The sequence below is a fragment of the Agrobacterium sp. S7/73 genome (assembly GCF_019355535.1).
Taxonomy (GTDB): domain Bacteria; phylum Pseudomonadota; class Alphaproteobacteria; order Rhizobiales; family Rhizobiaceae; genus Agrobacterium; species Agrobacterium tumefaciens.
In genome coordinates this window covers 137,633-162,205 of record NZ_CP072136.1, presented here as the reverse complement: position 1 = coordinate 162,205, position 24,573 = coordinate 137,633, and the positions used below count along the sequence as shown (strand labels likewise).

Below are 24,573 nucleotides of genomic sequence, written 5' to 3'. Positions count from 1 at the left end.
TGCGGGGTATGCCCGCCTACCGAGGCGCCTCCAATGACCGCCCTCTTCCTCCGCGACCTGAAACTCTCCATCCGCGCCGGCGGTGGCGCGCTGATCGGCGTCTTGTTCTTCATGACCGTTGTCGCCGTCATCCCCTTCGGTGTCGGGCCTGATCTCAATCTGCTTGCACGCATTGGCCCGGCCATCGTCTGGATCGGCGCGCTGCTCTCCACCCTCCTCGGCCTCGACAGGCTGTTTCAGGCAGAGCGGGATGACGGCTCGCTAGACCTCATACTCATGCAGGAAAACCCGCTTGTGCTGACCGTGCTCGTCAAATGCCTGGCACATTGGGTGGGAACGGGTCTGCCACTGGTCATCGCCTCGCCGCTCATCGGCCTGTTCATGAACATGGACGAAGTGGCGATCGGCGCGGTGATGCTCACACTCCTTGTCGGATCGCCCGCCATTACCTTCATCGGCGCGGTGGGTGCCGCTGTCGCCGTTGCCTTGCCGCGCGGCGGCCTTCTGGTCTCCATCCTTGTGCTGCCATTGGCCATTCCGGTCCTGATCTTCGGCGTCAGCGCGTCCTATGCGGCGGTGCAGGATCCGGCACCCTTTCTGCCGCCCTTCCTCATTCTCTGCGCGATCACGTTATTTTCAGCCGTGACCGGTCCTTTCTTTGCCGCTTTGGCATTGCGCAATGTTATGGATTGATGAAACCGCAATTGCCGATCTACGATTGACGGCGATCAATTGCGGGGCAGCCATTCTCGGGTTACACAAACGGCATGAACCAGCAGACTTTCACCATCACCAAATTCAGTGATCTCGCCAATCCCTCGCGGTTTCTGGCGCTCTCGGCACGCATTCTTCCCTGGCTTGCGGTCCTGACGGCACTGGTGCTGGCCGCCGGTCTCTATCTGTCTTTCACGACAGATGGCGACTACCAGCAGGGTTATACCGTGCGCATCATGTATGTGCATGTCCCGTCCGCCTGGCTTTCGATGATGTGTTATACCGTCATGGCGGTCTCAGCGATCGGCACGCTCGTCTGGCGTCATCCGGTTGCGGATGTCAGCCACAAGGCGGCCGCACCCATAGGCGCTGCCTTCACGCTGATTGCGCTTGTTACCGGCTCGCTCTGGGGTAAACCCATGTGGGGAACCTGGTGGGTATGGGACGCGCGGCTGACGTCCGTCTTCGTGCTTTTTCTGATGTATCTTGGCCTGATAGCGCTCAACCGCGCCATGGACGACCCTTCCAGAGCCGCCCGTGTCAGCGCCGTGCTCATCCTCGTTGGTTTTGTAAATATTCCCATCATCAAGTTTTCAGTTGAATGGTGGAACACGCTTCACCAGCCGGCAAGCGTCATCCGCATGGGCGGCTCGGCAATCGATGCGGAGTTTCTCTGGCCGCTTCTGACCATGGCGATCGGCTTTACGCTACTGTTCTTCACGTTGCACATCGCCGCAATGCGTAACGAAATCTGGCGCCGGCGCGTGGCAGCCCAACGGCGGCTTGCCGCCCGCATGGCAAACCGGGAGGCATGAGAACATGACACACGCCTTTTATATCGGCATGTCCTATGCGGCGACAGGCCTTGTTGTCCTCTGTCTCATCGCCTGGGTCATCCTCGATGGTCAGGCGCGCAAACGGGAACTGAAGGAATTGGAAGCATCCGGCGTGCGCCGCAGGGCAAAAGCCGGTTCCGCGGGTGAAACCCGATGACGCAGGCCAGCCAGGACCAGAACACCAAAGCCAAAAGCACGGGGCGCACGCGATATGCCCTGGCGCTTCTGCCGCTTCTGCTTTTCGGCGGTTTTGCCATTATCGCCGGCAAGATGCTCTACGATCAGGACGTCAACGGGCTGGATATCAGCGCCATTCCATCGGCGCTTATCGGAACCAAGGCGCCCGCACTGTCGCTGCCGCCGCTGGAAGGCTCAAACCTGCCGGCCCTCAACGATGCCGCCGTCAAGGGTAAGCTGACGCTGGTCAACGTCTTCGCCTCCTGGTGCATTCCCTGCCGTCAGGAGCATCCCATCCTTCAGGAATTGGCGAAAGACAAACGCATCACCGTCGTCGGCATCAACTATAAGGACAAACCGGACAACGCGCTTCGTTTTCTCGGCGAACTCGGCAATCCCTTTGCCGCGATAGGCGTCGACCCGAACGGCAAGGCCGCGATCGACTGGGGTGTCTATGGTATCCCTGAAAGCTATCTGGTCGGCGCCGACGGCACGATCCTCTACAAAAAGGTCGGCCCCTTCGATGCCCGCAGCGTCGAGCGGGATTTATTGCCGGCGATCACCGCTGCGGCCGGAAAGTAGCCCGCGCGCCGAACGGTATTATACCTTGGAAATCACCCTTAGCGACGGCCCTTCGGCTGTCGCCTGCAAACCCATCCCTTCAAGCACGACCTGATTGCGGCCACCACGCTTTGCCGCATACAGGCTGTCGTCAGCGCGTTTGATCGCATCGTGAATTGAATGATCTCCCCTCGCGACAGCTGAAACGCCGAAGCTCGCCGTGACCTTGGTGGCCACGCCACGGCTACGCCAATCCAGCGACAGAAGGTTCAAACGCATGGCATTGGCAAGGTGACCGGCCGCGGCGGCGGTGTGGCCGGGCAGGAAAACCACGAATTCCTCGCCACCGAAACGCGCCACCAGAGCGTCGCTACGCGCGCCTTTCCTGAGAAGGTCTGAAAGGCCGATGAGAACGATATCACCGGCGGCGTGGCCATAGTCATCGTTGATACGCTTAAAATGGTCTATGTCGCACGCAATTACTGCGCCTATTGGTGTCCCGCTGCGAAAATCGGGAACGCGCCGGTCGAACCCACGGCGGTTCAGCACATCCGTCAGCGGATCGTGCTCAGCCGCTTGCAGGTGCCGGTCGACAGTCACGGAAATCTGACTCGCGAGTACGGATAGCGCAAGCAGAAAGCCGAATATGCTCGCGGCAAGCTGCATGTAGAAAGCATAATCGGATTCGAAGAATTCGCTTAGTTCGATCATCGAACCGTTCGGCGTCATCACCAGCAACATGCCGATGCGCACCAGCGTTTCGAGCACCACGAGTGACGCAATCGCCACCATCAGCCTGTCTGCAAGCGCCAGGGGCCGCTTCCGCACGATCCAGACCGGGATGGCGAGCAGCAGGGCGCAGACAAGATCACCGATGACCAGCTCACGTTTCAGATCCGGTGTGATGAAGACATGGAACGAGACCAGCAAAACCGCCGCAGCCACGATCGACAGTCGCGCCGTCGTATAAAGCGGCCGTCCGAAATGGGTAAGCAGCGCATGGCCGTAGAGAAAAAAGGCAGAGAAAAACAACAGGTTCGAGACGATCGCCTGTACTTCGAAGGGCAAGCCGCCAAGCACCAGAGGTGCGGCAAAACCAAACGCCGCCGAAAGATATCCGAAACCCCAATATCGCGCCGAAGCGTGGCCGGTCCTCTCCAGGAACAGGAATACCACACCGAATGTCAGCATGATGAAGGGGAGAAGATAGGCGAAATTATCTTGCACAGTGTTCTGCCGGACGAAAAGACGAGCCTTTGAGCCCGGACACTACCGCAATGCCCTTAAGAAAACTTGCATATAAGGCAGGGTTTTCGTGCCTTTCCGACGCACGTACGGGCAGATATGTTCACATTGGCGGGAGCGCGTTCTGCCATTGCTTGATCGCTTCGACGGGCCAGACAAGCATCACTACGTTCAGCGTCAGATTATCGCGGATCAGCCAGCCGGTGAAGATTTCAAAGAAGATGGCGATCACAACCGTCAGCCACACCGGCACGCGGGCGGCGAAGAGGAAACCCAGCGCCATGAAAACGGTGTCCATCGCGGAGTTCAGGATGCTGTCGCCGGTATAACCCAGCGCCATGGTCGCCGTGCGGTAACGATCGATAATGAGCGGCGAGTTTTCGAGAATTTCCCACGCTGCCTCTATCAAAACCGCAAAAGAAAGCCGCATGGAAAGGGGTTTCTTGCGAAACAGCAGCCAGGCGAGCCCGTAAAACAGGAAGCCGTGGATAATGTGTGAGGGCGTGTACCAGTCGGCAAGATGCTGGGAATTGCCCGGCGTGTTCACACCGGGTTCGAACAGCTTCACATAACCGCATTCGCAAATGGGAATGCGGCCCATGGCATAGAGGATGACGATCTGCAGGAGAAGAAGTCCGGCGGCGACACCGAACCATTTGAACGAGCGCGGACGGGAAGCCGGCATCTCTGCAACTGTCATTTTTCGTCCTTGTTCAGCGGTTCGAGCGAATGACGCATGACGAGCGGCATTTGCGCCATGGTGAAGATGATCGTGATCGGCATCGTGCCCCAAACCTTGAACGCAACCCATGCGTCGGTTGAGAACATGCGCCAGACCACCTCGTTCAGCACGGCGAGAAAGAGGAAGAACACGCCCCAGCGCAGCGTCAGCTTGCGCCAGCCCTCATCGTTCAGCCTGAAGGCCGAATTGAAGACATAGCCAAGCAGCGATTGGCCGAAAAACAGGCCGCCCAGCAGAATGACGCCGAACAGCGCATTGACGATGGTTGGCTTCATCTTGATGAAGGTATCGTTCTGCAGCCACAGCGTCAGCGCACCGAACACCAGAACCACGATGCCTGATATCAGCGGCATGATCGGCAGCTTGCGCGTCAGCATCCATGAGACGGAAAGCGCAATTGCGGTTGCGATCATGAACAGGCCGGTGGCGATGAAGATCGGCCCGCCGAACTCCGTCAGTACCGGAAAAGTGGAGGCCAGCCATTCGCCGCGGGAATTGGCGAAAAAGAACACCATAAGCGGGCCAAGCTCGAGCACGAATTTCAGGAGCGGGCTGATTTCCGCCACCATCTTTTCGCTTTCCTTGGAATTGCTTTCAATATCCATACTCAAACTCCCGCAATGGCCTTGGCGAAATCTTCCGCCTCGAAGGGCTCCAGATCGTCCACGCCTTCACCCACACCAATGAAATACACCGGCAGCTTGTGTTTGGCGGCAATGGCCACGAGGATACCGCCCCGCGCCGTGCCATCCAATTTTGTCATAATCAGGCCCGAAACACCCGCAACATTGCGGAATATCTCCACCTGGTTCAAGGCGTTCTGCCCGGTCGTGGCGTCCAGTGTCTGAAGCACGGTATGCGGCGCATCGGGATCGAGCTTGCCGAGCACGCGCACGATCTTTTCCAGCTCCGCCATCAGCTCCGTCTTGTTTTGCAAACGGCCGGCAGTATCAATGATGAGCACATCGCTTTTTTGCGCACGCGCCTGCTCATAGGCGTCGTAAGCGAGACCCGAGGCATCCGCACCGAGCTTGGTGCCGATGAATTGCGAGCCGGTGCGATCCGCCCAGATCTTGAGCTGCTCGATTGCCGCCGCACGGAACGTATCACCGGCCGCGAGCATGACCTTGAGGCCAGAGCCCGAGAGCTTGGAGGCGAGCTTGCCGATGGTCGTGGTTTTGCCGGTGCCGTTCACGCCGACGACGAGAATGACATGCGGCTTGTGTGAAAGATCGAGTTCCAGCGGCTTGGCGACAGGTTTCAGGACCTTGGTGATCTCACCTGCCATGATGCGCGCCACGTCCTCGCCGCTGACATCCTTGCCGTAACGTTCCGAAGACAGGGCGCCGGTGATGCGCATGGCGGTCTCGACACCCAGATCCGACTGGATGAGAAGGTCTTCCAGTTCGTCGAGCGTATCCTCATCCAGCTTGCGCTTGGTGAACAGCGCCGAAATCTGGGTGGTAAGTTGCGAGGAGGTGCGCGCAAGCCCGGCCCGCAGGCGCTGGAACCAGCTGAGCTTCGGCTGCGGCGCTTCGGCGACAGGCTCTTCGCGCTCGCTTGCCGCCGCAAAACCTTTCGGCAAGATCGGCGAAACGGCAGAGGGCTCGACGGCACCGGCAGCCTCCGCCTCATCGAGCAGCGCATCCATCGCATCTGCATCGAGCACGGCATCGGCAGCTTCGGGCAAAACCTCGGCCTGTTCTTCGGCAGCGGCTTCGGCCTGCAACAGCGACAGCGGAACAACGCCGATGTCTCCGGCCTGCTCGGCACCGGGCAGAAGTGGCGCGTCCTCTTCCTCCTGGTCATCGGAAAGGGCCGCATCAGCATCCGGAGCAGGCCCACCGGCCGTCTCAATCTCCAGTTCGGAAACCGGGTCTTTCTCAACAATGGGATGTGCTTCGGCTTCGCTCAGCGCCTCATCGAAAGAGACATTTTCTCTGGCGCGTTCAAGCGCGGAATCCTCTTGCGGCTTGCCGTCAGTCCCGGCCTTGTCCTTGCCGAAAGAAAAGACTTTTTTGATGAAGCCGAGGGCCATGGTCGTTCCCGTGTCTTTTCCTGTGCCGCTTCAGGCCGCGTCCGCTGCGAGAAGCTTCATGTTCAGATGTTTGCCGTTGTGGCCGGTAATCTCAACCTGCGCAAGAGTGCGCGGGAGAAGATCGGGCGCCGCCACCAGCGTGAAATTGTCGGTATGCGCAAAACCGGTGTTTTCAACGAGGATCGTTTGCGTCGAACCGACCATATTTTGCAGATGCACGAGCCTGAGTGCCTCGCCACGTTCGCGAAGCCTCGCCGCCCGCTCCTTCACCAGCGCACGGTCGAGCTGCGGCATACGCGCCGCCGGCGTGCCGGCACGCGGGCTGTAGGGAAATACGTGCAGGCTGGAAATGCCGCATTCTTCCGCAAGCGTCGCGGCGTTTTCGAACATCTCTTCGCTCTCGGTCGGAAAACCGGCAATCATATCAGCACCGAATGTGATATCCGGCCGGAGCGACCGCACCTCGTGACAGAAACGGATGGCATCGGCCCGCAAATGACGGCGTTTCATGCGTTTCAGGATCATGTCGTCGCCATGCTGGAGGGACAGGTGAAGATGCGGCATGAAACGCGCCTCACCTGCAATCAGATCCATCAGATGGTGGTCGGCCTCGATGCTGTCGATCGAGGATAGCCGAAGTCTCAAGATTTCCGGCACCTGCTTCAGCAATGTTTTGGCAAGAAGCCCTAGCGAAGGTTCGCCCGGCAGGTCGGCACCGTAGCTGGTAGCATCCACCCCGGTCAGCACGATTTCGCAATAACCGCTTTCCACCAGCCTGCGCGCCTGCTCCACCACAGCGCCCATCGGCACGGAGCGGGAATTGCCCCGCCCATAGGGAATGATGCAGAAGGTACAGCGATGATCGCAGCCGTTCTGCACCTGAATGAAGGCACGGACATGCCCGTCAATGTGCTTGACCATCTGCGGCGCGGTCGCCTTGATGCTCATGATGTCGTTGACGCGCAGCTTTTCTTCCGCCGAAACGCCGAAATCCGGCAGTGCGCGATAGGAGGCGCTTTTCAGCTTTTCCTCATTGCCCAGCACCGCATCCACTTCGGGCATCTCGGCAAAGGTCTGTTTTTCAGTCTGGGCAGCACAGCCGGTCACGATGATGCGCGCATGCGGATTGTCGCGCCTTGCCCGACGGATGGCCTGGCGCGCCTGGCGCACCGCCTCGCCGGTCACCGCGCAGGTATTGACCAAGACGGCATTGTTGAGCCCGGCCTTTTCGGCCTCCGCCCGCATCACTTCCGATTCATAGGTATTGAGACGGCAGCCGAAGGTTATGACCTCGACGCCGCTCATATGGCCCCCTGCTCAGCCACGGCATCGCGCGACCAGGCGCCGCTGATGGGATCGACCATGCCGGACCATTCCCATTCGGCCGGCCCGGTCATGATGACGTGGTTGTCCTCGCGCCACTCAATTGTAATCGGCACACGCACGGGGCTGGAGGCAACATCGATGGTGACCTTCCTGCCCGTGCGACCGGTGCGCGCAGCGGAAACGGCAGCGGCACATGCGGCAGAACCGCAGGCGAGCGTCAGCCCGGCGCCGCGCTCCCAGGTGCGGGTGCGAAGCGCACTGTCGGAAATAACCTGCGCCAGGGTGATATTGGCCTTTTCAGGGAACATCGGGTGGTTTTCAAGAAGCGGACCGAAGCGTTCCAGATCGAACTCCATCGGATCGCGATCCACCCAGAAAATGGCGTGCGGGTTTCCCATGGACATGACGGCGGGCGAATGCAGGATTGGCGAGTCGATCGGCCCGATCTGCAACTCGATGCGGCTCGTATCGTGGAACTCTTCAGAAAGCGGAATGTCGCTCCAGCGAAAACGCGGCAGGCCCATATCAACGGAAATCATGCCGTCTTCATGCTCAACGGCGTTCAGGATGCCCGCCACCGTCTGGAAGGTGAAGGTGGTCTTGCCGGTTTCAGAGGACAGTGCCTGCACCACGCAGCGCGTGCCGTTGCCGCAGGCCTGCGCCTTCGTGCCGTCGCAATTGAGGATATCGATGAATGCATCGGTGCCGCCGACACGCGGATCGTGGATCGCCATGATCTGATCGAACTGCGTGGCGGGATCGGCATTGAGCGCAGTGGCCGCCGCAGGCGTCACCATATCCCTGCGGCCGCGCATGTCGACAACGAGGATCTTGTTGCCAAGCCCGTTCATCTTCGCAAATTCGACCGTATCCGCCATCGTACTGAACCTGAAAACTACCTGAAACCGGAATAAAGACGGGCTTTGCCCGCACTTTCGCTCTATATGGCGGAAAGGACGGCAAATTACCAGACTGTTGCGGCGCAAACCGCTGAGCCGCTCAGGCGGAAGGTACGTCGAAGACTTCGCCGGGCCGCATGGGCTGGAAGCGGCTCTCGTCTATCCCCTGCTCAGCAAGCGCTGCCTTCAACGCGACAAGAGGAGCTTCGACCGCTTCATCGGTCAGTTGCACAGTGCCCCAATGATGGCCGCAGACATGTGCCGCACCGCAGATCTTCATGCCTTCCACGGCTTCCGCAGGGTTCTGGTGCTGGCCCTTCATGAACCAGCGCGGCTCATAGGCGCCGAAAGGCAGGTTGGCGAGACGGAACTCACCGTGTTTCTTGCGCGCGGCGTGATAATTGAGGCCGTCGTGGAAGCCGGTATCGCCGATATGATAAATCTTGCCATAAGGCGTTTCGATGACGAAGGCAGCCCACAGCGCCATGCGCCGGTCGTTCAGCCCACGCGCCGACCAATGGTGGCACGGCTCGAAATGAATTTTGACCGAACCAATCTCAAGGACATCGCCCCAGTCCCCCACCTTGATGCGCGCTGCCTCGACGCCGGTGCGGATGATGGCGTCATTGCCAAGCGGCGTGATGAAAAGCGGCTTGTGCGCGACATGCAGGCGCTTCAGCGTTTCCATATCCAGATGGTCGTAGTGATTATGCGTCACCAGCACCAGATCGATAGGCGGCAAATCCTCAAAACGGATGCCCGGCGGGTTGACGCGTTTGGGACCGGCGAAGCTGAACGGGCTGGTACGCTGCGACCACACCGGATCGATGAGAATATTCAGCCCTGCCGTCTGGATGAGAAAGGAGGCGTGACCGACGAAGGTGACGCGAATGTCCTTGCCGTCGATGCGAGGCTCCGGCTTTGCGAACGGAAACGGGCTGGGGTAGTTTTCCGGCCACGTGGCGCGCTCGCCGTTGAAGCGCCATTTCAGGAGGCCCATGAAATTGCCGGGCGGCGAGCCGCCGGGATTGAAGAAACGCACCCCGTCGAAATGATCGGAGACCGGCCCACTATAATAGGCGCTGGCGTTAGAGCGGCGCGCAAACAGGCCGCCGCCCGCAAGAGCAAGCAGACCAAGTGCGGAAAAACGAAAGAAGTTTCGACGTTTCATGGGAAAGGTATAAGAAGCCAGGCGACGCCGTTCAAGCACCGCCATCGCAGCTTTCGTCTGATCACGTAAAGATGACAAGGCATGCTTTGCCGCATGAAAACCGGCACTGTCTTGACTTTCACGGCACTTTCCTATTTATCGCGGCCAATCAGCTGGCAGTTTCACGACTCCAAGCCGCCGACCGGGACCCGCAAAGGTATAAAGAGATCCCGGAGGTCAACACCCGACAGCGCGATGCGCCCTCGGGTGCTTTTTGGCTTTGCGTCTTGTTTTTGGCAGCGAAAGCACCGACGTTTCGGAGATCCCGGAACGAAGAAGGAAGAAACGATGTTTGAAAACCTCCAGGACCGCCTTGGTTCCATTCTGAATGGACTGACCGGCCGTGGCGCGCTGACGGAAGCCGATGTTGCCGCCGCCCTGCGCGAGGTTCGCCGTGCGCTTCTGGAAGCGGACGTTGCGCTGGAAGTCGTGCGTTCCTTCACCGACAAGGTGCGTGAAAAGGCTGTCGGCGCAGCCGTTCTGAAATCCATCAAGCCCGGCCAGATGGTCGTCAAGATCGTGCATGACGAACTTGTCGAGATGCTCGGCACCGAAGGCGTCTCGATCGACCTGCATGCGGCCGCCCCTGTCGTCATCATGATGGTGGGTCTGCAGGGTTCGGGCAAGACCACGACCACAGGCAAGATCGCCAAGCGCCTGACCGACCGCGACAAGAAGAAGGTGCTGATGGCATCTCTCGACACGCGTCGTCCGGCCGCACAGGAACAGCTTCGCCAGCTGGGCGTGCAGACCGGTGTCGATACGCTGCCGGTCATCGCAGGCCAGTCGCCGACAGATATCGCCGCGCGCGCCGTGCAGGCCGCCAAGCTTGGCGGCCATGACGTCGTCATTCTCGACACCGCCGGCCGCACCCATATCGACGAACCCTTGATGCTGGAAATGGCCGACATCAAGAAGAAGTCCAACCCGCATGAAATCCTGCTGGTCGCGGATTCGCTGACCGGTCAGGACGCCGTCAATCTGGCGCGCAACTTCGATGAACGCGTCGGCATCACCGGCCTCGTGCTCACCCGTATGGATGGCGACGGACGCGGCGGTGCGGCCCTCTCCATGCGCGCCGTCACCGGCAAGCCGATCAAGCTGATCGGTATCGGCGAGCGCATGAACGAACTCGACGAGTTCCATCCGCGCCGTATCGCCGACCGTATTCTTGGCATGGGCGACATTGTCTCGCTGGTCGAGAAGGCCGCCGAGAATATCGATGCCGAAAAAGCCCGCGCCATGGCCGAAAAGATGGCCAAGGGCAAGTTCGACCTCAACGATCTCTCCGACCAGCTTGCCCAGATGAAGAAGATGGGTGGCATGGGCGGTATCATGGGGCTGATGCCCGGCATGGCCGGCATGAAGGACAAGATGGCTTCCGCAGGCCTCAACGACAAGATGTTCGACCGCCAGATCGCCATCATCTCGTCGATGACCAAGGCCGAACGCGCCAATCCCGATATCCTCAAACACAGCCGCAAAAAGCGCATCGCCGCCGGTTCCGGCACCGATGCCGCCGAAATCAACAAGCTCTTGAAGATGCACCGTGGCATGGCCGACATGATGAAAGCCATGGGCGGCAAGGGCAAGGGCGGCATCATGAAGCAGATGATGGGCGGCCTTGCGGGCAAGATGGGGCTTGGTGGCATGATGGGCGGCGGCATGCCTGATCTGTCGAACATCGACCCGAAGCAGCTCGAAGCACTTCAAAAACAGGCTGAAGCTGCCGGTCTTGGCAAGCCGGGCGCAATGCCCGGTCTCGGTGGTCTGCCAGGCGGGCTACCCGGTCTGGGCGGGACAAAGCTGCCGGGTCTCGGCGGCATGCCGGGCCTGCCCGGCTTCCCGAAAAAGAAGTGAGGGCGACGCCAGTGAACAACGCAGAAGTGAAAGCCCAGCTTTCCGAATACCGCCAGTCGATCGACAATATCGATGCCGCACTGGTTCACATTCTTGCCGAACGTTTCCGCTGTACCAAGGCGGTGGGCGTGCTGAAGGCAAAATACAATTTGCCGCCGGCGGACCCGGCGCGCGAGGAATACCAGATCGAACGCCTTCGCCGTCTGGCAAAGGATGCAAATCTGGATCCGGATTTCGCCGAGAAGTTTCTAAACTTCGTCATCAAGGAAGTCATCCGGCATCATGAAGCAATAGCCGCCGAACATGGCGGTAATGAAAAGACCGCCTAACCGGCGGACAAGCTATCTCAAGGAGTAAATAACATGGCACTTAAAATTCGTCTCGCACGCGGTGGTTCCAAGAAGCGCCCGTACTACCAGATCGTCGTTGCTGACGCCCGTTCGCCCCGCGACGGCCGTTTCCTGGAGAAGGTCGGTTCCTGGAACCCGATGCTCGCCAAGGACAACCCGCAGCGCATCGAGCTGAAGGCTGACCTCATCAAGGAATGGATCGCCAAGGGCGCACAGCCGACCGACCGCGTTCTGCGCTTCCTCGCAGAGGCAGGCCTTGCCGATCGCGCCGCTCGCAGCAACCCGGAAAAGGCATTGCCGGGCAAGCGCGCTCTGGAACGCGTTGCAGAAAAGAAGCAGAAGGCTGAAGACGCAGCTGCTGCCGCAGCAGAAGCTTCTGCTGCAGAATAATCTGCAATAGAATTTTAGAGAACGGGTGGCGTGGTTTTCCATGCCGCCCGTTTTTTGTTTATTTTGGTATCAACAAACTTTAGAGCGTCAGGAACTATGCTCTAACGCGTTGGATCTGCGCATCGTGCCCTGTGAAAATCGATTCCGATTTTCACGCTGATGCTGTAAACCAGACGCAACCAACACCAGAAGACGGACGGCCCGATGGCAAAGCTGGAAAACCCGATACTCATGGCAAAGATCGGCGGCGCACAGGGATTGCGCGGCGAAGTTCGCGTCAGCACCTATACGGACGAACCGATGGCGCTCGGCGATTACGGCAATCTGGTCAGCGCCGATGGCCGTGTCTTCGAAATTCTGGAAGTGCGCGAGGGCAAGAATGTGGTTGTCGTCCGCTTCAGGGGTATCAACGACCGCAATGCAGCGGAAAGCCTGAACGGGCTCGAACTGTTCATCGAACGCGACAATCTGCCGGATGACGAGCTGGACGACGACGAATTTTATTATGCCGACCTCGAAGGGCTGGAAGCCGTCGATGCCGAAGGCAAAAGCTATGGCGCCGTCAGCGCCGTTTACGATTTCGGCGCAGGCGACCTCCTGGAGCTGAAAGGTGCGGGCCGCCGTCCCGCCCTCATCCCCTTTTCGGAAGCAGCCGTGCTTGAAATCGATCTGGAGGCGAGACGCATTCTCATCGATCCCATGGCCGCTGGCCTGATCGACAATCCGGACGACAAAGACGAAACCGGCGCATCGCCTTTCGGCAAGAAATAAGGCCATGACGTTCAAGGCTACAGTTCTGACGCTCTACCCGGAAATGTTTCCCGGGCATCTCGGATATTCGCTGGCGGGCAAGGCGCTGGAGCGCGAGCAATGGTCGCTTGAGGCCGTGCAGATCCGTGAATTCGCCACCGACAGGCACAGAAGCGTGGACGACACCCCGGCAGGCGGCGGCGCCGGCATGGTGCTGAAACCCGACATTCTGGCCGCAGCCATCGACCATGTTTCAGATGGAGATACGCGACCGCGTCTGCTGATGAGCCCGCGCGGCAGGCCACTGTCGCAGGACCGAGTGCGCGAACTGGCGGCAGGCGACGGCGCGATTATCGTGTGTGGCCGCTTCGAAGGCGTCGACCAGCGGGTCATAGAGGCGCGCGGGTTGGAGGAAGTGTCGATCGGCGATTACATTCTCTCCGGCGGCGAGCCCGCCGCCCTGACGCTTCTGGACGCCATTGTCCGCATTCTGCCGGGCGTCATGGGCAACGATCTCTCAGGCGTGCATGAAAGCTTCGAGGGTGGGCTTCTGGAGCATCCGCACTACACCCGTCCGCAGGTCTGGGAAGGCCGCGACATCCCAGCCGTTCTCACCTCTGGCAATCACGCCGTCATCGACAAATGGCGGCACGAGCAGGCGCTGGCGTTGACGAAGGAAAGACGGCCCGACCTGCTGGAAAAGGCCAAGGTTTAAACCGAGACGAAATAATAGGCCGTCAGCACCAGCCCGACGGCAATGACCAGCCAGCGGATGATCCACTGCGGCACCCGCCTTGCCGTGTGCACTCCCACATATCCGCCAAGCGCGGCCGCCGGGAACATGATGAGGGCGGCCCACCAGGAAACGACGCCGCCGCTGACGAAGATCGTAATGGCGATGATCGCGATCACCACCGAGAGCAGGTTCTTCAGGGCATTCAGATGATGATAGCTGCCACCCGAGGTCATTCCGAGGATGGCCAGCATCATGATGCCCATGCCCGCCCCGAAAAAACCACCATAGATGGAGGCGAGCCCCTGAAAGAAGAGGCTCGGCACATTACCGGGTGAACGCTCGGCACTGGCCTTCGGTCGCAGCCACGGGCCAGCGGCGAAAACAACGGTTGCGGCCAGAAGCAACCACGGCACGAGCTGGCGGAAGGAGGGGTTGTCGAGCGACAGGAGCAAAAGCGACCCCGCCAGCCCGCCGACGATGGAGACGGCCGACAGAAGGATCGCCTCGCGCCAGTGGGCGCGGATTTCAGGCCCGTAGGCGATCACGGAGGTGATGTAACCGGGAAACTGCACGATCGCCGAAGTGGCATTGGCGACAATCGGCGGCAGGCCTGCAAGCGTCATCGCCCCGAAGGTCAAAAAGGTGCCGCCACCGGCGATCGCATTGACCACGCCAGATAGAAAGCCGGTCGCAAACAGCATCATGATAATAAGTACGGACATGGCCCCTCCCAAGGTTTCCATGCCATAACCGGGGAAACGCACCTTCGCAACAGCCCGTACGTCGCCCACAATTGATAAAATATTGTCATGAAGGGATGACAAATGGCGCTGCCTCGTGTATGTGCCCGCGTGGAATTGGGGTTTTCCCCTTTAACCGCAAGCAAAGAATGGCGAACCCGCTCCTGCCGCACGGCATGGTCTGAAGGCATTGACCGACAGACGAAACGTTGAGCGCTCTGGCTGTTTCAGAAGAAATCAGAGGTTAACATGACCAATATCATTCAGCAGCTGGAAGCCGAACAGGCTGCCAAGATCGAAGCAAAGCGCACCCTGCCTGAGTTTTCTCCGGGCGACACGCTGCGCGTCAACGTGCGCGTTACCGAAGGTAACCGTACCCGCGTTCAGGCTTACGAAGGCGTTTGCATCGCCCGTTCCGGCGGCGGCCTTTCCGAGAGCTTCACCGTTCGCAAGATCTCCTACGGCGAAGGCGTCGAGCGCGTATTCCCGATCTACTCCCCGCTGGTCGAAGGCGTTGAAATCGTTCGCCGTGGTAAGGTTCGCCGCGCGAAGCTCTACTACCTGCGCGATCGTCGCGGCAAGGCTGCCCGTATCGTTGAAAACACCGGTACGCGCGCCCGCAAGCTGAACGAATCCGAGCGCCAGGCAGTCGCCGAAGAAAAGGCACGTCTGGAAGCTGAAAAGGTAGCAGCAGCACAGGCTCTCGCCGCCGAAAAGGCAGCAGCCGAAGCAGCAGAAGCCAAGGCAGCAGAAGAAGCAGCAAAGGCTGCGGAAACTGCAGCGGAATAAGATTTCCATTTTGATGGATTTACGGAGAAGGCGGTCTTTGGACCGCCTTTTTTGTTGCATCGATGCGCCATAACACTCTGGTGGGCGACATAGCGTCACGTCCAGCCTTCGACTCCATCTCCGTATCGACAGATCAAGATCAAAGTCGTATTGCTACTTATCTCTTTGCCTAATTTATTTAGAACATTCTCTAATAGCATTGCCTAGTTTCACTTATTGTGCAATTTTCGCGCAGTTTTAGGTGTTGATATGTTTTTTTTTAATTCTTTTTTAACAAAAAATAAGCGCGCTTTCTTCGCTGTCGGCCTTGCCAGCGCACTCATGAATATTCTCAACCTTTCCGGCTCCCTTTTCATGCTGGAGGTTTATGACCGGATTCTGCCGAGCAAGAGTATTCCTTCTCTTGTCGCTCTCGTTGTTCTGCTGGTTATTCTCTATGCCTTTCTCGTCGGGTTCGATGCTCTGCGCGGCAGGATATTGGCTCGCATCTCGGACAATATGGACGACGAGCTCAATCAGAAGCTCTTCAGGGCATCAATCAGCGCACCACTTGCCGCCTACGGCAAGGTAGACGGGCTGCAGATCGTCGGCGATCTCGATCAGATACGCCAATTCCTGTCCGGGCCGGGACCAGCAGCTTTCTTTGATATTCCCTGGCTGCCCATCTATCTGCTGATCTGTTTTGCCTTGCATCCCTGGATCGGTTTTGCCGTGCTTGGCGGCGCCCTGGTCCTTGTCGTGCTGACGCTCATAACCAACTGGCTGACCGAAAGGGCGACCAAACAGGCCTACACCGTGCGCGGACAGAGAAATGCACTCGTCGGCAGCAGCCAGCGCAACATCGAGTCCATAAGAACCATGGGCATGATGAATGCGGTGACGTCGATGTGGGACGATCTGCACTCCAATTACCGCGCCGTCACACTCTCGACGTCGGACACGGCGGGCATGCTCGCCGCGATTTCCCGAACATTCCGCCTTTTGTTACAGTCAGGTGTGATGGCAATCGGCGCCCTGCTGGTTATCGAGGGGCATGCGTCAGCGGGTAGCATCATCGCAGGCTCCATCCTCTCGGCCAAAGCGCTGGGCCCTGTCGAACACGCAATTGCAAACTGGCGCAGCTTCATGACTGCGCGACAGGGCTGGAAACGCATCAACGAGTTTCTCGAACTCGTACCGGAACCCGCACAGCCGCTTTCCCTGCCGCCACCGAAATATACCGTTGCCATCGATCGCGTGACCGGCGGTCCGCCCAATGGTGCGCGAGATACCGTGGCCGATATTTCCTTCACGTTGAACGCGGGCGATGGCCTTGGCATCATTGGGCCGAGCGCTTCCGGTAAATCCACGCTGGCACGTTTGATAACCGGTATCTGGCCCTATGAGCGCGGCTCCGTGCGCTTCGATGGCGCCGGACTGAACCAGTGGGATTTCGAGGTTCTCGGTAAATCCATCGGTTACATGCCCCAGCAGGTGGAGCTGATGCCAGGCACGGTCGCGCAAAATATCGCGCGCTTCGACCGTGACGCAACGGCGGAAGCCATCGTTTCGGCAGCCAAGGCCGCTCAGGTTCATGATCTCATCCTGAACCTGCCCCACGGTTACGACACCTATATCGGCGACCGAGGAGAGGCATTGTCAGGCGGGCAAAAACAGCGCATCGGCCTGGCGCGGGCGCTTTTCGGGGATCCCTTCTTTGTCATCCTCGATGAGCCGAACTCCAATCTGGACAGCGAAGGCGAGGCAGCCTTGCGCAACGCCATTGGCGACATAAGGGCGCGAGGCGGCATCGTGGTCGTCATTGCCCATCGTCCGAGCGCCATCGAAAGCGTCAATCTTGTGATGGTGATGAGCAATGGCCGCATGCTTCGCTTCGGCACCAAGGAAGAGGTGCTTGCGCAAATCCTGCGTCAAAATATTCGCCAGGTGCCGGAAACAGAAGAAGAAGTACGTAAGCTGGAAAGCCGGGTGGGTGAAAATGGTTGAGGGAGAAAAAACCGGCGTGACGAAAACATCTATCGTCAAACACTCAACCGCCGTAGTCGTTCTTGCTGCCGGCCTTCTTTTCGGCCTGAGTGGCTGGGCGGCTCTCGCGAAGCTTTCGGGGGCGGTCGTCGCCACGGGCCGGGTCGTTGTCGAAGGCAACTCCAAGAAAATTCAACACCTTTCCGGCGGTATCGTCAGCCAGATCAATGTTGCGGAAGGTGACACGGTGGAGGCCGGTCAGGTTTTGCTGCGGCTGAGTGGCACGATCGTTCAGGCAAACCTGTCCATTGTCGAAAATACGCTCGCGCAGCTTTATGCACGCCGCGCGCGTCTGCGTGCCGAAATCTCCGACGCCACCTCTTTCACAACGCCGGAAGATCTGGCCGTCTTGACCAATTCGAAAGCTGCCAAAACATTCATCGACAGTGAGCAGAACCTTTTCAACAGCCGTCGCAGTGCACTGATCGGCATGAAGAAGCAATTGGTAACGCGCAAGGATCAGCTAGCCGATGAAGCGCGGGGCATGGACGTGCAGATTGAGGCGACCAACAATGAACTTGCTATCGTAAGGGAAGACGTCTCAAAGACACGGGAGCTATATGCCAAGGGGCTGGTAACGCTTCAGCGCCTCAACCTTCTCAAGCGGCAGCTTTCCAATCTCGAAGGTCAGCAGGGCCAGTATATGGCCGCGCGTGCGCAGACGGTAGGCAAGCTGAGCGAAATGGACTTGCAGTCGCTTCAGCTTGACGAGGACCGCAAGTCCGAGGTCACTAAAGATCTGACGTCTATCGAAGCCACCGTTGCGGAATACGAGGAACGGCTTGCGGCAACACGCGACCAGCTCGACCGCCTCGATATTCGCTCGCCGATTGCGGGGCGTATCTACCAGCTGTCGGTGCACAACATAAACGGCGTCATCCAGCCGGGCGAAGTGCTTATGCTGGTGGTGCCGGCAAAGGAAGATCTTGCAATCGACGCTAATGTTCTTCCAAACGACATAGACCAGATCTATGTCGGGCAGCCAGTGACCATTCGCTTCACGGCTTTCAATCAGAGCACGACGCCGGATGTAAGCGCTGAAGTCGCAGTCGTCGCCCCGGACTTGCAGACAGATTCCCGAAGCGGGGCGTCATTTTACGCACTGCGCATCAAGCCGAGCAAAACTGGAATGGACCATATACCAGGTGGACGGTTGTATCCGGGCATGCCGGCTGAAGTCTTCATACAGACAAGCGAAAGAAGCGTTCTTTCCTATTTTGTCAAACCGTTCCAGGACAGGCTTAGAAAGACGTTCCTGCAGGAATAAAAGACTTTCATTACATGCTTTCTTAGAAACGATTCGCAAATACACCAAGAGCGAGAATTTTTCCAAAAAAAACAATTTCTCATATTGTCTTGCCATTTATAATGTACTAATTATCACCCGCAATATTTATTAAATTTAATTTCGATACATCGAATTCTCAAAAATTTATAGGAGAGTAAAATGGCGTTAAAAGTAACTTTTGGTAATGGCGGCGCGGCATCGGTTTCGTCGCTCACCAGCCTGATCGATCAGGAAGCATATAAGCTCCTCACGGAATCCACAGCACAGGTCAAAAACGGCTCTACGCTCGATTCGGGCGCTGTCAGTGTTGGAGCTGTGGCGGTTGCCGGTACCGGTGCTGGTGGCACTGTCGATGTCGGCTACGACCCCAACGCAAACGGCTTCACATTTGACGTATCCTCGGCATGGAATTCGGTGAAGAACGCTCTCGCCCAGTCTGACACCTCTGAAAACCTTAAGTTCAAGGATTTCGTACAGGTAGACGTTCACCTCGGCGGCACCGGTTCGTCCACCGTTGAAGTTCTCAATGCCAAGCGCGGTAACATCACGACCGGCGCAGGCAACGACACGGTTACCGTATCTGTCGTTTCGAACGAAAAGACCTGGGTCAACAATTTCAACATCGACACCGGCGCAGGCAACGACACGATCACCGTCAAGGCCGGCGCTGCCTTCAATGACACGTCGGCTGCGGGCACGGGCGGTCTTGCCGCCAATACCGGCGCTGTGAATGGTGGTGCTGGTATCACCGACGGCAGCTACACCTCCGTCAAGATCGATGCCGGTGCGGGTAACGACTCTATCGACCTGAGCGGTGTAAAGCTCGCTTCGTCGCTGGTCACCGGTGGCAAGGGCATCGACCACATCATCGCAAGCGGTGGCGCCGATACCTTCGTCTTCAATCTGGGTGACATGGCGAAGAGCTTTGCCACAGATACCATCGAAGGCTTCAACGCCTCCATGGACAAGCTCAAGCTGGTCGGTACAGTGATCGATAACTGGGCGGTTTCGACCTTTGATAACGATACCGTCCTCAGCTACAACGTTACTGGCGAGCACAAGGGTGAGAAGATCATTCTCTCCGGCGTTCACCTGACCGGCAGCGATTGGTTCACGGCGTAATTTCTCTCGAAGAGAATTTCATCGGTTACCGTTTAAATGGATCATGGCCCGGACATATCCGGGCCATGATTTTTTACATATGCGGCGGTTCGGAAATTATGCCGGCTGCCGCAATCTTGCAGATCAGGCGGCCTCGGCCTGATTGCCCATTTTTCGCGCCGCGATGATGACGAGGACCCCGGCAAGCGCCAGGCAGAAAGCAAGGAAGAACATCGGCGCAATCGTGCTGCCGGTCTGGTCCTTGATCCAAGGCACCACGTTCTGCGCCACGAAACCACCGAGATTGCCGACGGAATTAATGGCGGCGATGCCGGCAGCGGCACCGGCTCCCTTGAGGAAGCGGCCGGGCAGGCTCCAGAACACCGGCTGGCCGGCAAAAATGCCCGCAGCGGCGATGCAAAGGAAGGCAAACTGCAATACCGGATCGCTGAGCAGCGCCGACATCAGCAGGCAAAACGCGCCGACGAAGGCAGGGCCGACGATATAAGGCGTTTTGTTTTTTGCCTTGTCAGCCGCCAGTGGCACGACGAAGAGAGCGACGGCCACGATCACCCAGGGGATGATGTTGATGAAGCCGTTGGCGGTGTTGGAAACGCCGAAGCTCTTTACGATCGTCGGCAGCCAGTAGCTGAGACCATAGGCCGCCAGCGGAAAGCCGACATAGCAAAGCGCCATGAACAGCACGCGCGGATTGATCAGCGCCTTGAAGCCGTCCTCCGCATGCTCTTCCATGCCCTTGTTTTCTTCGGCCAGGCGGTTCTTCAACCAGTCCTTCTCGGCCTGCGTCAGGAACTTCGCCTTTTCCGGCGTATCGTCCAGATAGAAGAAGGTAACGATACCGGCGATCACGGCGGGAATACCCGTCGCCAGGAACACCCATTCCCAGCCGGCATAACCGAGGAAACCATCGAGATCGAGCAGCATGCCGCCAAGCGGTGCGCCGATGGCATTGGCAAGCGCACTGAAGATCATGAACAGGCCGATCATGCGGCCGCGATAATCGCGCGGGAACCACAGCGTCATCAGGAACAGCACGCCGGGGAAGAAACCGGCCTCGCAAAGCCCGAGCAGGAAGCGCAGGATGTAGAACATCGTCGCATTCTGCGTGTAGGCAAGCGCGATGGTGACGGCACCCCAGGACACCAGAATGCGGGCGAACCATTTGCTGGCGCCGAAACGGTTGAGGAAAAGGTTGCTCGGAACCTCAAAGAGGAAATAGCCGATGAAGAACAGCGAAGCGCCAAGTCCGTAGGCATATTCGCTGAGGCTCAGCGCATCGACCATCTGCAGCTTGGCATAGCTGACATTCTGCCGGTCGATATAGGCGATGAGATAGAGAAGGCCAAGAAACGGCATCAGCCGCCAGGTGATCTTCGAGATTAGGGATTTTTCCGATACCATGTGCTTTTCCCTCCCTTCGATTGCTCGTCGAAATGCAAATGATAAGGGGACCCATCTATATGTGCGCCGCAAGATACGCAAGTTGCATTGCATCATAACCAATGCCGAAAAGGCTGCGAAACCGGCATTTTAGAGCTCTGAGTGCATGATGCGGCGCACATCAAAGCCGCCGGGTCACCATTTTACGGGCTGCGTGCATTCATATTGCCGCGAAACCGGCAATCTGCTATGAAGACCGCCATGGGATCTAAATTCGGATGTCTCGCGCAGAATGTTTATGTGCTGCAGGACCACAAGCGTCTGCCGGCACGTTTTTTTGCGCGCATTTCCGGGGCGCTCAACAGCCGACTTAGGCTCGCCTGACAGCACCCGCTGTCCACCGCCTTACTGAACCCTGATTTTACCTTTCCATGACAAGGCATAGAGCCATGAGCGCACCCCGCACCTTATACGACAAGATCTGGGACGACCACGTCGTCAATCGTGACCCGGACGGAACCTGTCTTCTCTATATCGACCGTCACCTGGTCCATGAGGTGACGAGCCCGCAGGCCTTTGAAGGCCTGCGCATCGCCGGCCGTCCGGTTCATTCGCCCACCCGCACGCTTGCCGTCGTCGATCATAACGTGCCAACCACAGCCGACCGGCTGGAAGGCATCAAGAACGAGGAAAGCCGTATCCAGGTGGAAGCGCTTGCGCAGAATGCCAAGGATTTCGGTGTCGAATATTATTCCGAGCGCGACAAGCGTCAGGGCATCGTCCACATCGTTGGCCCGGAACAGGGCTTCACCCTGCCGGGCATGACGATTGTTTGCGGCGACAGCCACACCTCCACCCATGGTGCTTTCGGCGCGCTGGCGCACGGCATCGGCACGTCGGAAGTGGAGCATGTGCTGGCGACCCAGACGCTGATCCAGAAAAAGGCCAAGAACATGCTGGTGCGTGTCGATGGCAAGGTTCCGGAAGGCGTCACCGCCAAGGACATCATCCTCGCCATTATCGGTGAGATCGGCACAGCGGGCGGCACCGGCCATGTGATTGAATTTGCCGGTGAGGCGATCCGCTCGCTCTCCATGGAAGGCCGCATGACGGTTTGCAACATGACCATCGAGGGCGGCGCCCGTGCAGGTCTGATCGCGCCTGATGAGACCACCTTCGACTACATTAAGGACAAGCCGCGCGCGCCAAAGGGCGAGACGTTGGAACAGGCCATCGCCTACTGGAAAACGCTGAAATCCGATGAAGGCGCCCATTACGACAAGATCGTGGTGCTGGACGCCGCCAATCTGCCGCCGATCGTCTCCTGGGGCTCATCGCCTGAGGACGTGACGTCCGTCGAGGGCATCGTTCCCAATCCGGATGATATCGAGGAAGAAAACAAGCGTACTTCCAAATGGCGTGCGCTGGATTATATGGGCTTGAAACCCGGTACGCGCATCACCGATATCGCCATCGACCGCGTTTTCATCGGCTCCTGCACCAATGGCCGTATCGAGGATTTGCGCGCAGCGGCAAAGATCGTCGACGGCCGCAAGGTCGCGCCCACCGTCTCGGCCATGATCGTGCCCGGCTCCGGTCTCGTGAAGGAACAGGCGGAAAAGGAAGGTCTGGACAAGATTTTCCTCGAAGCCGGTTTCGAATGGCGCGAACCGGGCTGCTCCATGTGCCTTGCCATGAATGACGACCGCCTGAAACCTGGCGAACGTTGCGCCTCGACCTCGAACCGCAACTTCGAGGGCCGCCAGGGCTATAAGAGCCGCACCCACCTCGTCTCCCCCGCCATGGCAGCGGCGGCGGCCATCGCCGGCCATTTCGTCGATGTGCGCGAGTGGCGGTAATTATCGATAACGTCTGAAACGAAAAACCCCGGATCACAATCCGGGGTTTTTTGTTAGCATCTCATTCCGCAATGATCTTCACCCGCTGGCCGGGCTGAAGCGTGGCGGTGGCGCTCATCGCATTCATCATGCGGAACATGTCGAGCTTGCGGTCGGTCCCCATCATACGTGCGGCAATCGTTGCCACGGTTTCACCGGGCTTGACCGTCACCACGCGCACGCGCAGAGGTTTTAACGATGCGATCTCCTGCGGCGTCATCTTGCGGAAACTCGTGCGCAATACGTTGGCGATGGAATCGAGCTGCGTGTTACCCTTCGGCACGGCCGTCAGGAAGCGGAATATCTGCTGACCAACACGGATGACGGTAACGTCAAAGTCCCATTTGTCCGCCGTCGCACGGGCTGTCGCAGCCTCCAGACCGTTGATCTGCGTTTCCTTCACGGTTTCCGGCATCAGGCCGGCAACCCAGCCGCTGGTAAGGTAATTGGCAAGAGTGGTCTGTTTCGGATCGGCCACGCCGTCGAAACGGATCGCCACATCGCCCGGACCCGTCGCAAGAACGGCCTCGACCTTGTTGTCGATGACGAAACCTTCCGGCACATCGAAACGGATACCGAGCGTTCCGTGCAGGAAGGTTTGGCCCCGGACATAACCCTCCTGCGGGCTGTCGCCGTAAAGCAGGCCGTCTATGCCATCCAGAAACCAGTCGCGACCACGATCCCCGACCTGACCGTCCTGACCGAAGGCGCGGGCATGCCGGCGTGCAAGCTCGATGCGCTGCGGCGTGTTGGGGTGGCTGGAAAGAAAGTCGAGGCTCTGGTCATTTTCGGGATCAGCCGAGGAGAAACGCGCATAGGCTGCCATGGAATCCAGAAACCGCGGCGATGCGAAGGGGTCGTAGCCGGCCTCACCCAACATGCGCACGCCAATCACGTCTGCCTGCAATTCCTGCTGGCGCGAAAAAGCCGCAAGCCGCAGCTTGCCGCGCGCAAGCGCCTGCTTGCCGGCGAGATCGCTCGACAGAACCTCGGCGACCACGCGGCTTGCAATCACCTCCGCCTCTTCCCGGCGCTGGCGCTCGATGCCGTGGTTTGCGGTAACGTGGCCCATCTCATGCGAAAGCACGGCGGCCACTTCCGAGGCATCGTTGGCGAGAGCCAGAAGCCCGCGCGTCACGTAAAGATACCCACCCGGCAGCGCAAAAGCGTTGATAGCAGGCGAGTTGAGGATGGTGATGCGATAGGATTGCTGCGGATTTTCCGAAACGGCCGTCAGCGCGCCGGCGATACGGGCGACAAGCCGCTCAGTCTTGGCATCACGATATTCGCCACCATAACTCGCCACAATACGCGGATGTTCGCGCGCACCCATCTGCGCACGGGGATCATTCTTCTGCACCTCTTCCACGGTCTGCGGATTGTCCGAAGGCCGCAAGGTGGACTGGTAGGCCGGGCTGAAGAGAGACTGACACGATGACAGGAATACGGCAGACGCCGTCAGCACGGAACACACGGCAGCCATCCTGCCCGAACGGC

At 58.7% G+C, this 24,573-nt stretch carries 24 protein-coding genes; 14 read left to right on the top strand and 10 right to left on the bottom strand.

Going from position 1 to position 24,573, the window contains the following annotated elements; translation table 11 throughout:
• Positions 1–33 precede the first annotated feature (33 nt).
• The 4 genes from ccmB (at position 34) to J5276_RS00675 (ending at position 2,309) form a co-directional block, all read left to right on the top strand.
• Complete coding sequence (ccmB, locus tag J5276_RS00690; RefSeq protein WP_003516632.1) at positions 34–693, top strand: heme exporter protein CcmB; 660 nt, start codon at positions 34–36, stop codon at positions 691–693.
• 74 nt (positions 694–767) lie between these two features.
• Complete coding sequence (locus J5276_RS00685) at positions 768–1,529, top strand: heme ABC transporter permease (RefSeq protein WP_111803888.1); 762 nt, start codon at positions 768–770, stop codon at positions 1,527–1,529.
• A 4-nt stretch (positions 1,530–1,533) separates the two neighbouring features.
• The gene (gene ccmD / locus J5276_RS00680) at positions 1,534–1,707 is read left to right on the top strand and encodes a heme exporter protein CcmD (protein WP_013636916.1); all 174 of its coding nucleotides are present in this window, start codon (positions 1,534–1,536) and stop codon (positions 1,705–1,707) included.
• Positions 1,704–2,309 (top strand): DsbE family thiol:disulfide interchange protein, encoded by a 606-nt coding sequence (locus J5276_RS00675; RefSeq protein WP_013636917.1) that lies wholly within the window; start codon positions 1,704–1,706, stop codon positions 2,307–2,309. The genes ccmD and J5276_RS00675 overlap by 4 nt, the downstream gene beginning before the upstream one ends.
• Before the next feature lie 18 nt (positions 2,310–2,327).
• Here J5276_RS00675 and J5276_RS00670 read toward each other — a convergent pair whose 3' ends face one another.
• The 7 genes from J5276_RS00670 to J5276_RS00640 form a co-directional block, all read right to left on the bottom strand.
• The gene (locus tag J5276_RS00670; RefSeq protein ID WP_162647798.1) at positions 2,328–3,515 is read right to left on the bottom strand and encodes a GGDEF domain-containing protein; all 1,188 of its coding nucleotides are present in this window, start codon (positions 3,513–3,515) and stop codon (positions 2,328–2,330) included.
• A gap of 121 nt (positions 3,516–3,636) precedes the next feature.
• On the bottom strand, positions 3,637–4,233 hold the full coding sequence (locus J5276_RS00665; protein ID WP_003516627.1) for a DUF2585 domain-containing protein: 597 nt from the start codon (positions 4,231–4,233) through the stop codon (positions 3,637–3,639).
• The gene (locus J5276_RS00660; RefSeq protein WP_003516625.1) at positions 4,230–4,880 is read right to left on the bottom strand and encodes a septation protein A; all 651 of its coding nucleotides are present in this window, start codon (positions 4,878–4,880) and stop codon (positions 4,230–4,232) included. The genes J5276_RS00665 and J5276_RS00660 overlap by 4 nt, the downstream gene beginning before the upstream one ends.
• 2 nt (positions 4,881–4,882) lie before the next feature.
• Complete coding sequence (ftsY, locus tag J5276_RS00655) at positions 4,883–6,313, bottom strand: signal recognition particle-docking protein FtsY (protein ID WP_065705167.1); 1,431 nt, start codon at positions 6,311–6,313, stop codon at positions 4,883–4,885.
• Between the two features lie 30 nt (positions 6,314–6,343).
• Positions 6,344–7,618 (bottom strand): tRNA (N(6)-L-threonylcarbamoyladenosine(37)-C(2))-methylthiotransferase MtaB, encoded by a 1,275-nt coding sequence (mtaB, locus tag J5276_RS00650; RefSeq protein ID WP_112153905.1) that lies wholly within the window; start codon positions 7,616–7,618, stop codon positions 6,344–6,346.
• Entirely contained in the window at positions 7,615–8,517 is a 903-nt protein-coding gene (gene dapF, locus J5276_RS00645; RefSeq protein WP_111782566.1) for a diaminopimelate epimerase, read from the bottom strand. The genes mtaB and dapF overlap by 4 nt, the downstream gene beginning before the upstream one ends.
• Before the next feature lie 121 nt (positions 8,518–8,638).
• The gene (locus J5276_RS00640) at positions 8,639–9,754 is read right to left on the bottom strand and encodes an MBL fold metallo-hydrolase (RefSeq protein WP_013636923.1); all 1,116 of its coding nucleotides are present in this window, start codon (positions 9,752–9,754) and stop codon (positions 8,639–8,641) included.
• 282 nt (positions 9,755–10,036) lie between these two features.
• Here J5276_RS00640 and ffh point away from each other — a divergent pair, with 282 nt between their 5' ends.
• From ffh to trmD, 5 genes are all read left to right on the top strand, one after another.
• The gene (gene ffh / locus J5276_RS00635) at positions 10,037–11,608 is read left to right on the top strand and encodes a signal recognition particle protein (protein WP_003516616.1); all 1,572 of its coding nucleotides are present in this window, start codon (positions 10,037–10,039) and stop codon (positions 11,606–11,608) included.
• A gap of 11 nt (positions 11,609–11,619) precedes the next feature.
• Complete coding sequence (locus tag J5276_RS00630; protein ID WP_013636924.1) at positions 11,620–11,937, top strand: chorismate mutase; 318 nt, start codon at positions 11,620–11,622, stop codon at positions 11,935–11,937.
• Between the two features lie 33 nt (positions 11,938–11,970).
• Entirely contained in the window at positions 11,971–12,348 is a 378-nt protein-coding gene (gene rpsP / locus J5276_RS00625; protein ID WP_003516612.1) for a 30S ribosomal protein S16, read from the top strand.
• A 204-nt stretch (positions 12,349–12,552) separates the two neighbouring features.
• A complete protein-coding gene (gene rimM, locus J5276_RS00620; RefSeq protein WP_003516610.1) occupies positions 12,553–13,119 on the top strand; it encodes a ribosome maturation factor RimM in 567 nt (188 codons plus the stop codon).
• A gap of 4 nt (positions 13,120–13,123) precedes the next feature.
• Positions 13,124–13,813 carry a tRNA (guanosine(37)-N1)-methyltransferase TrmD gene (gene trmD / locus J5276_RS00615; RefSeq protein ID WP_013636925.1) on the top strand — a complete coding sequence of 230 codons (690 nt, stop codon included), beginning with the start codon at positions 13,124–13,126 and terminating at the stop codon, positions 13,811–13,813.
• On the opposite strand, the gene J5276_RS00610 is transcribed toward trmD, so the two are convergent.
• Positions 13,810–14,556, bottom strand: coding sequence for a sulfite exporter TauE/SafE family protein (locus J5276_RS00610; RefSeq protein WP_003516607.1), 747 nt, complete (start codon positions 14,554–14,556; stop codon positions 13,810–13,812). The two genes, trmD and J5276_RS00610, sit on opposite strands and share 4 nt — an antisense overlap.
• A 267-nt stretch (positions 14,557–14,823) precedes the next feature.
• On the opposite strand from J5276_RS00610, the gene rplS reads away from it, so the two are divergent.
• From rplS to J5276_RS00590, 4 genes are all read left to right on the top strand, one after another.
• Positions 14,824–15,363, top strand: a complete 540-nt coding sequence (rplS, locus tag J5276_RS00605) for a 50S ribosomal protein L19 (protein WP_003492508.1) — start codon at positions 14,824–14,826, stop codon at positions 15,361–15,363.
• A 249-nt stretch (positions 15,364–15,612) separates the two neighbouring features.
• Positions 15,613–17,349: a type I secretion system permease/ATPase gene (locus tag J5276_RS00600; RefSeq protein WP_065705157.1), complete on the top strand. Its 1,737-nt coding sequence runs from the start codon at positions 15,613–15,615 to the stop codon at positions 17,347–17,349.
• Positions 17,342–18,655 (top strand): HlyD family type I secretion periplasmic adaptor subunit, encoded by a 1,314-nt coding sequence (locus J5276_RS00595; RefSeq protein WP_209159556.1) that lies wholly within the window; start codon positions 17,342–17,344, stop codon positions 18,653–18,655. Before J5276_RS00600 ends, J5276_RS00595 begins: the two co-directional genes overlap by 8 nt.
• A 180-nt stretch (positions 18,656–18,835) precedes the next feature.
• Positions 18,836–19,798 (top strand): hypothetical protein, encoded by a 963-nt coding sequence (locus J5276_RS00590; protein WP_025594592.1) that lies wholly within the window; start codon positions 18,836–18,838, stop codon positions 19,796–19,798.
• Positions 19,799–19,921: 123 nt separating this feature from the next.
• On the opposite strand, the gene J5276_RS00585 is transcribed toward J5276_RS00590, so the two are convergent.
• Positions 19,922–21,199 (bottom strand): MFS transporter, encoded by a 1,278-nt coding sequence (locus tag J5276_RS00585; protein ID WP_003516599.1) that lies wholly within the window; start codon positions 21,197–21,199, stop codon positions 19,922–19,924.
• A gap of 428 nt (positions 21,200–21,627) precedes the next feature.
• Here J5276_RS00585 and leuC point away from each other — a divergent pair, with 428 nt between their 5' ends.
• Positions 21,628–23,037, top strand: coding sequence for a 3-isopropylmalate dehydratase large subunit (gene leuC / locus J5276_RS00580; protein ID WP_019566018.1), 1,410 nt, complete (start codon positions 21,628–21,630; stop codon positions 23,035–23,037).
• 61 nt (positions 23,038–23,098) lie between these two features.
• Here leuC and J5276_RS00575 read toward each other — a convergent pair whose 3' ends face one another.
• The gene (locus J5276_RS00575) at positions 23,099–24,559 is read right to left on the bottom strand and encodes a M48 family metalloprotease (RefSeq protein WP_025594597.1); all 1,461 of its coding nucleotides are present in this window, start codon (positions 24,557–24,559) and stop codon (positions 23,099–23,101) included.
• Positions 24,560–24,573 lie beyond the last annotated feature (14 nt).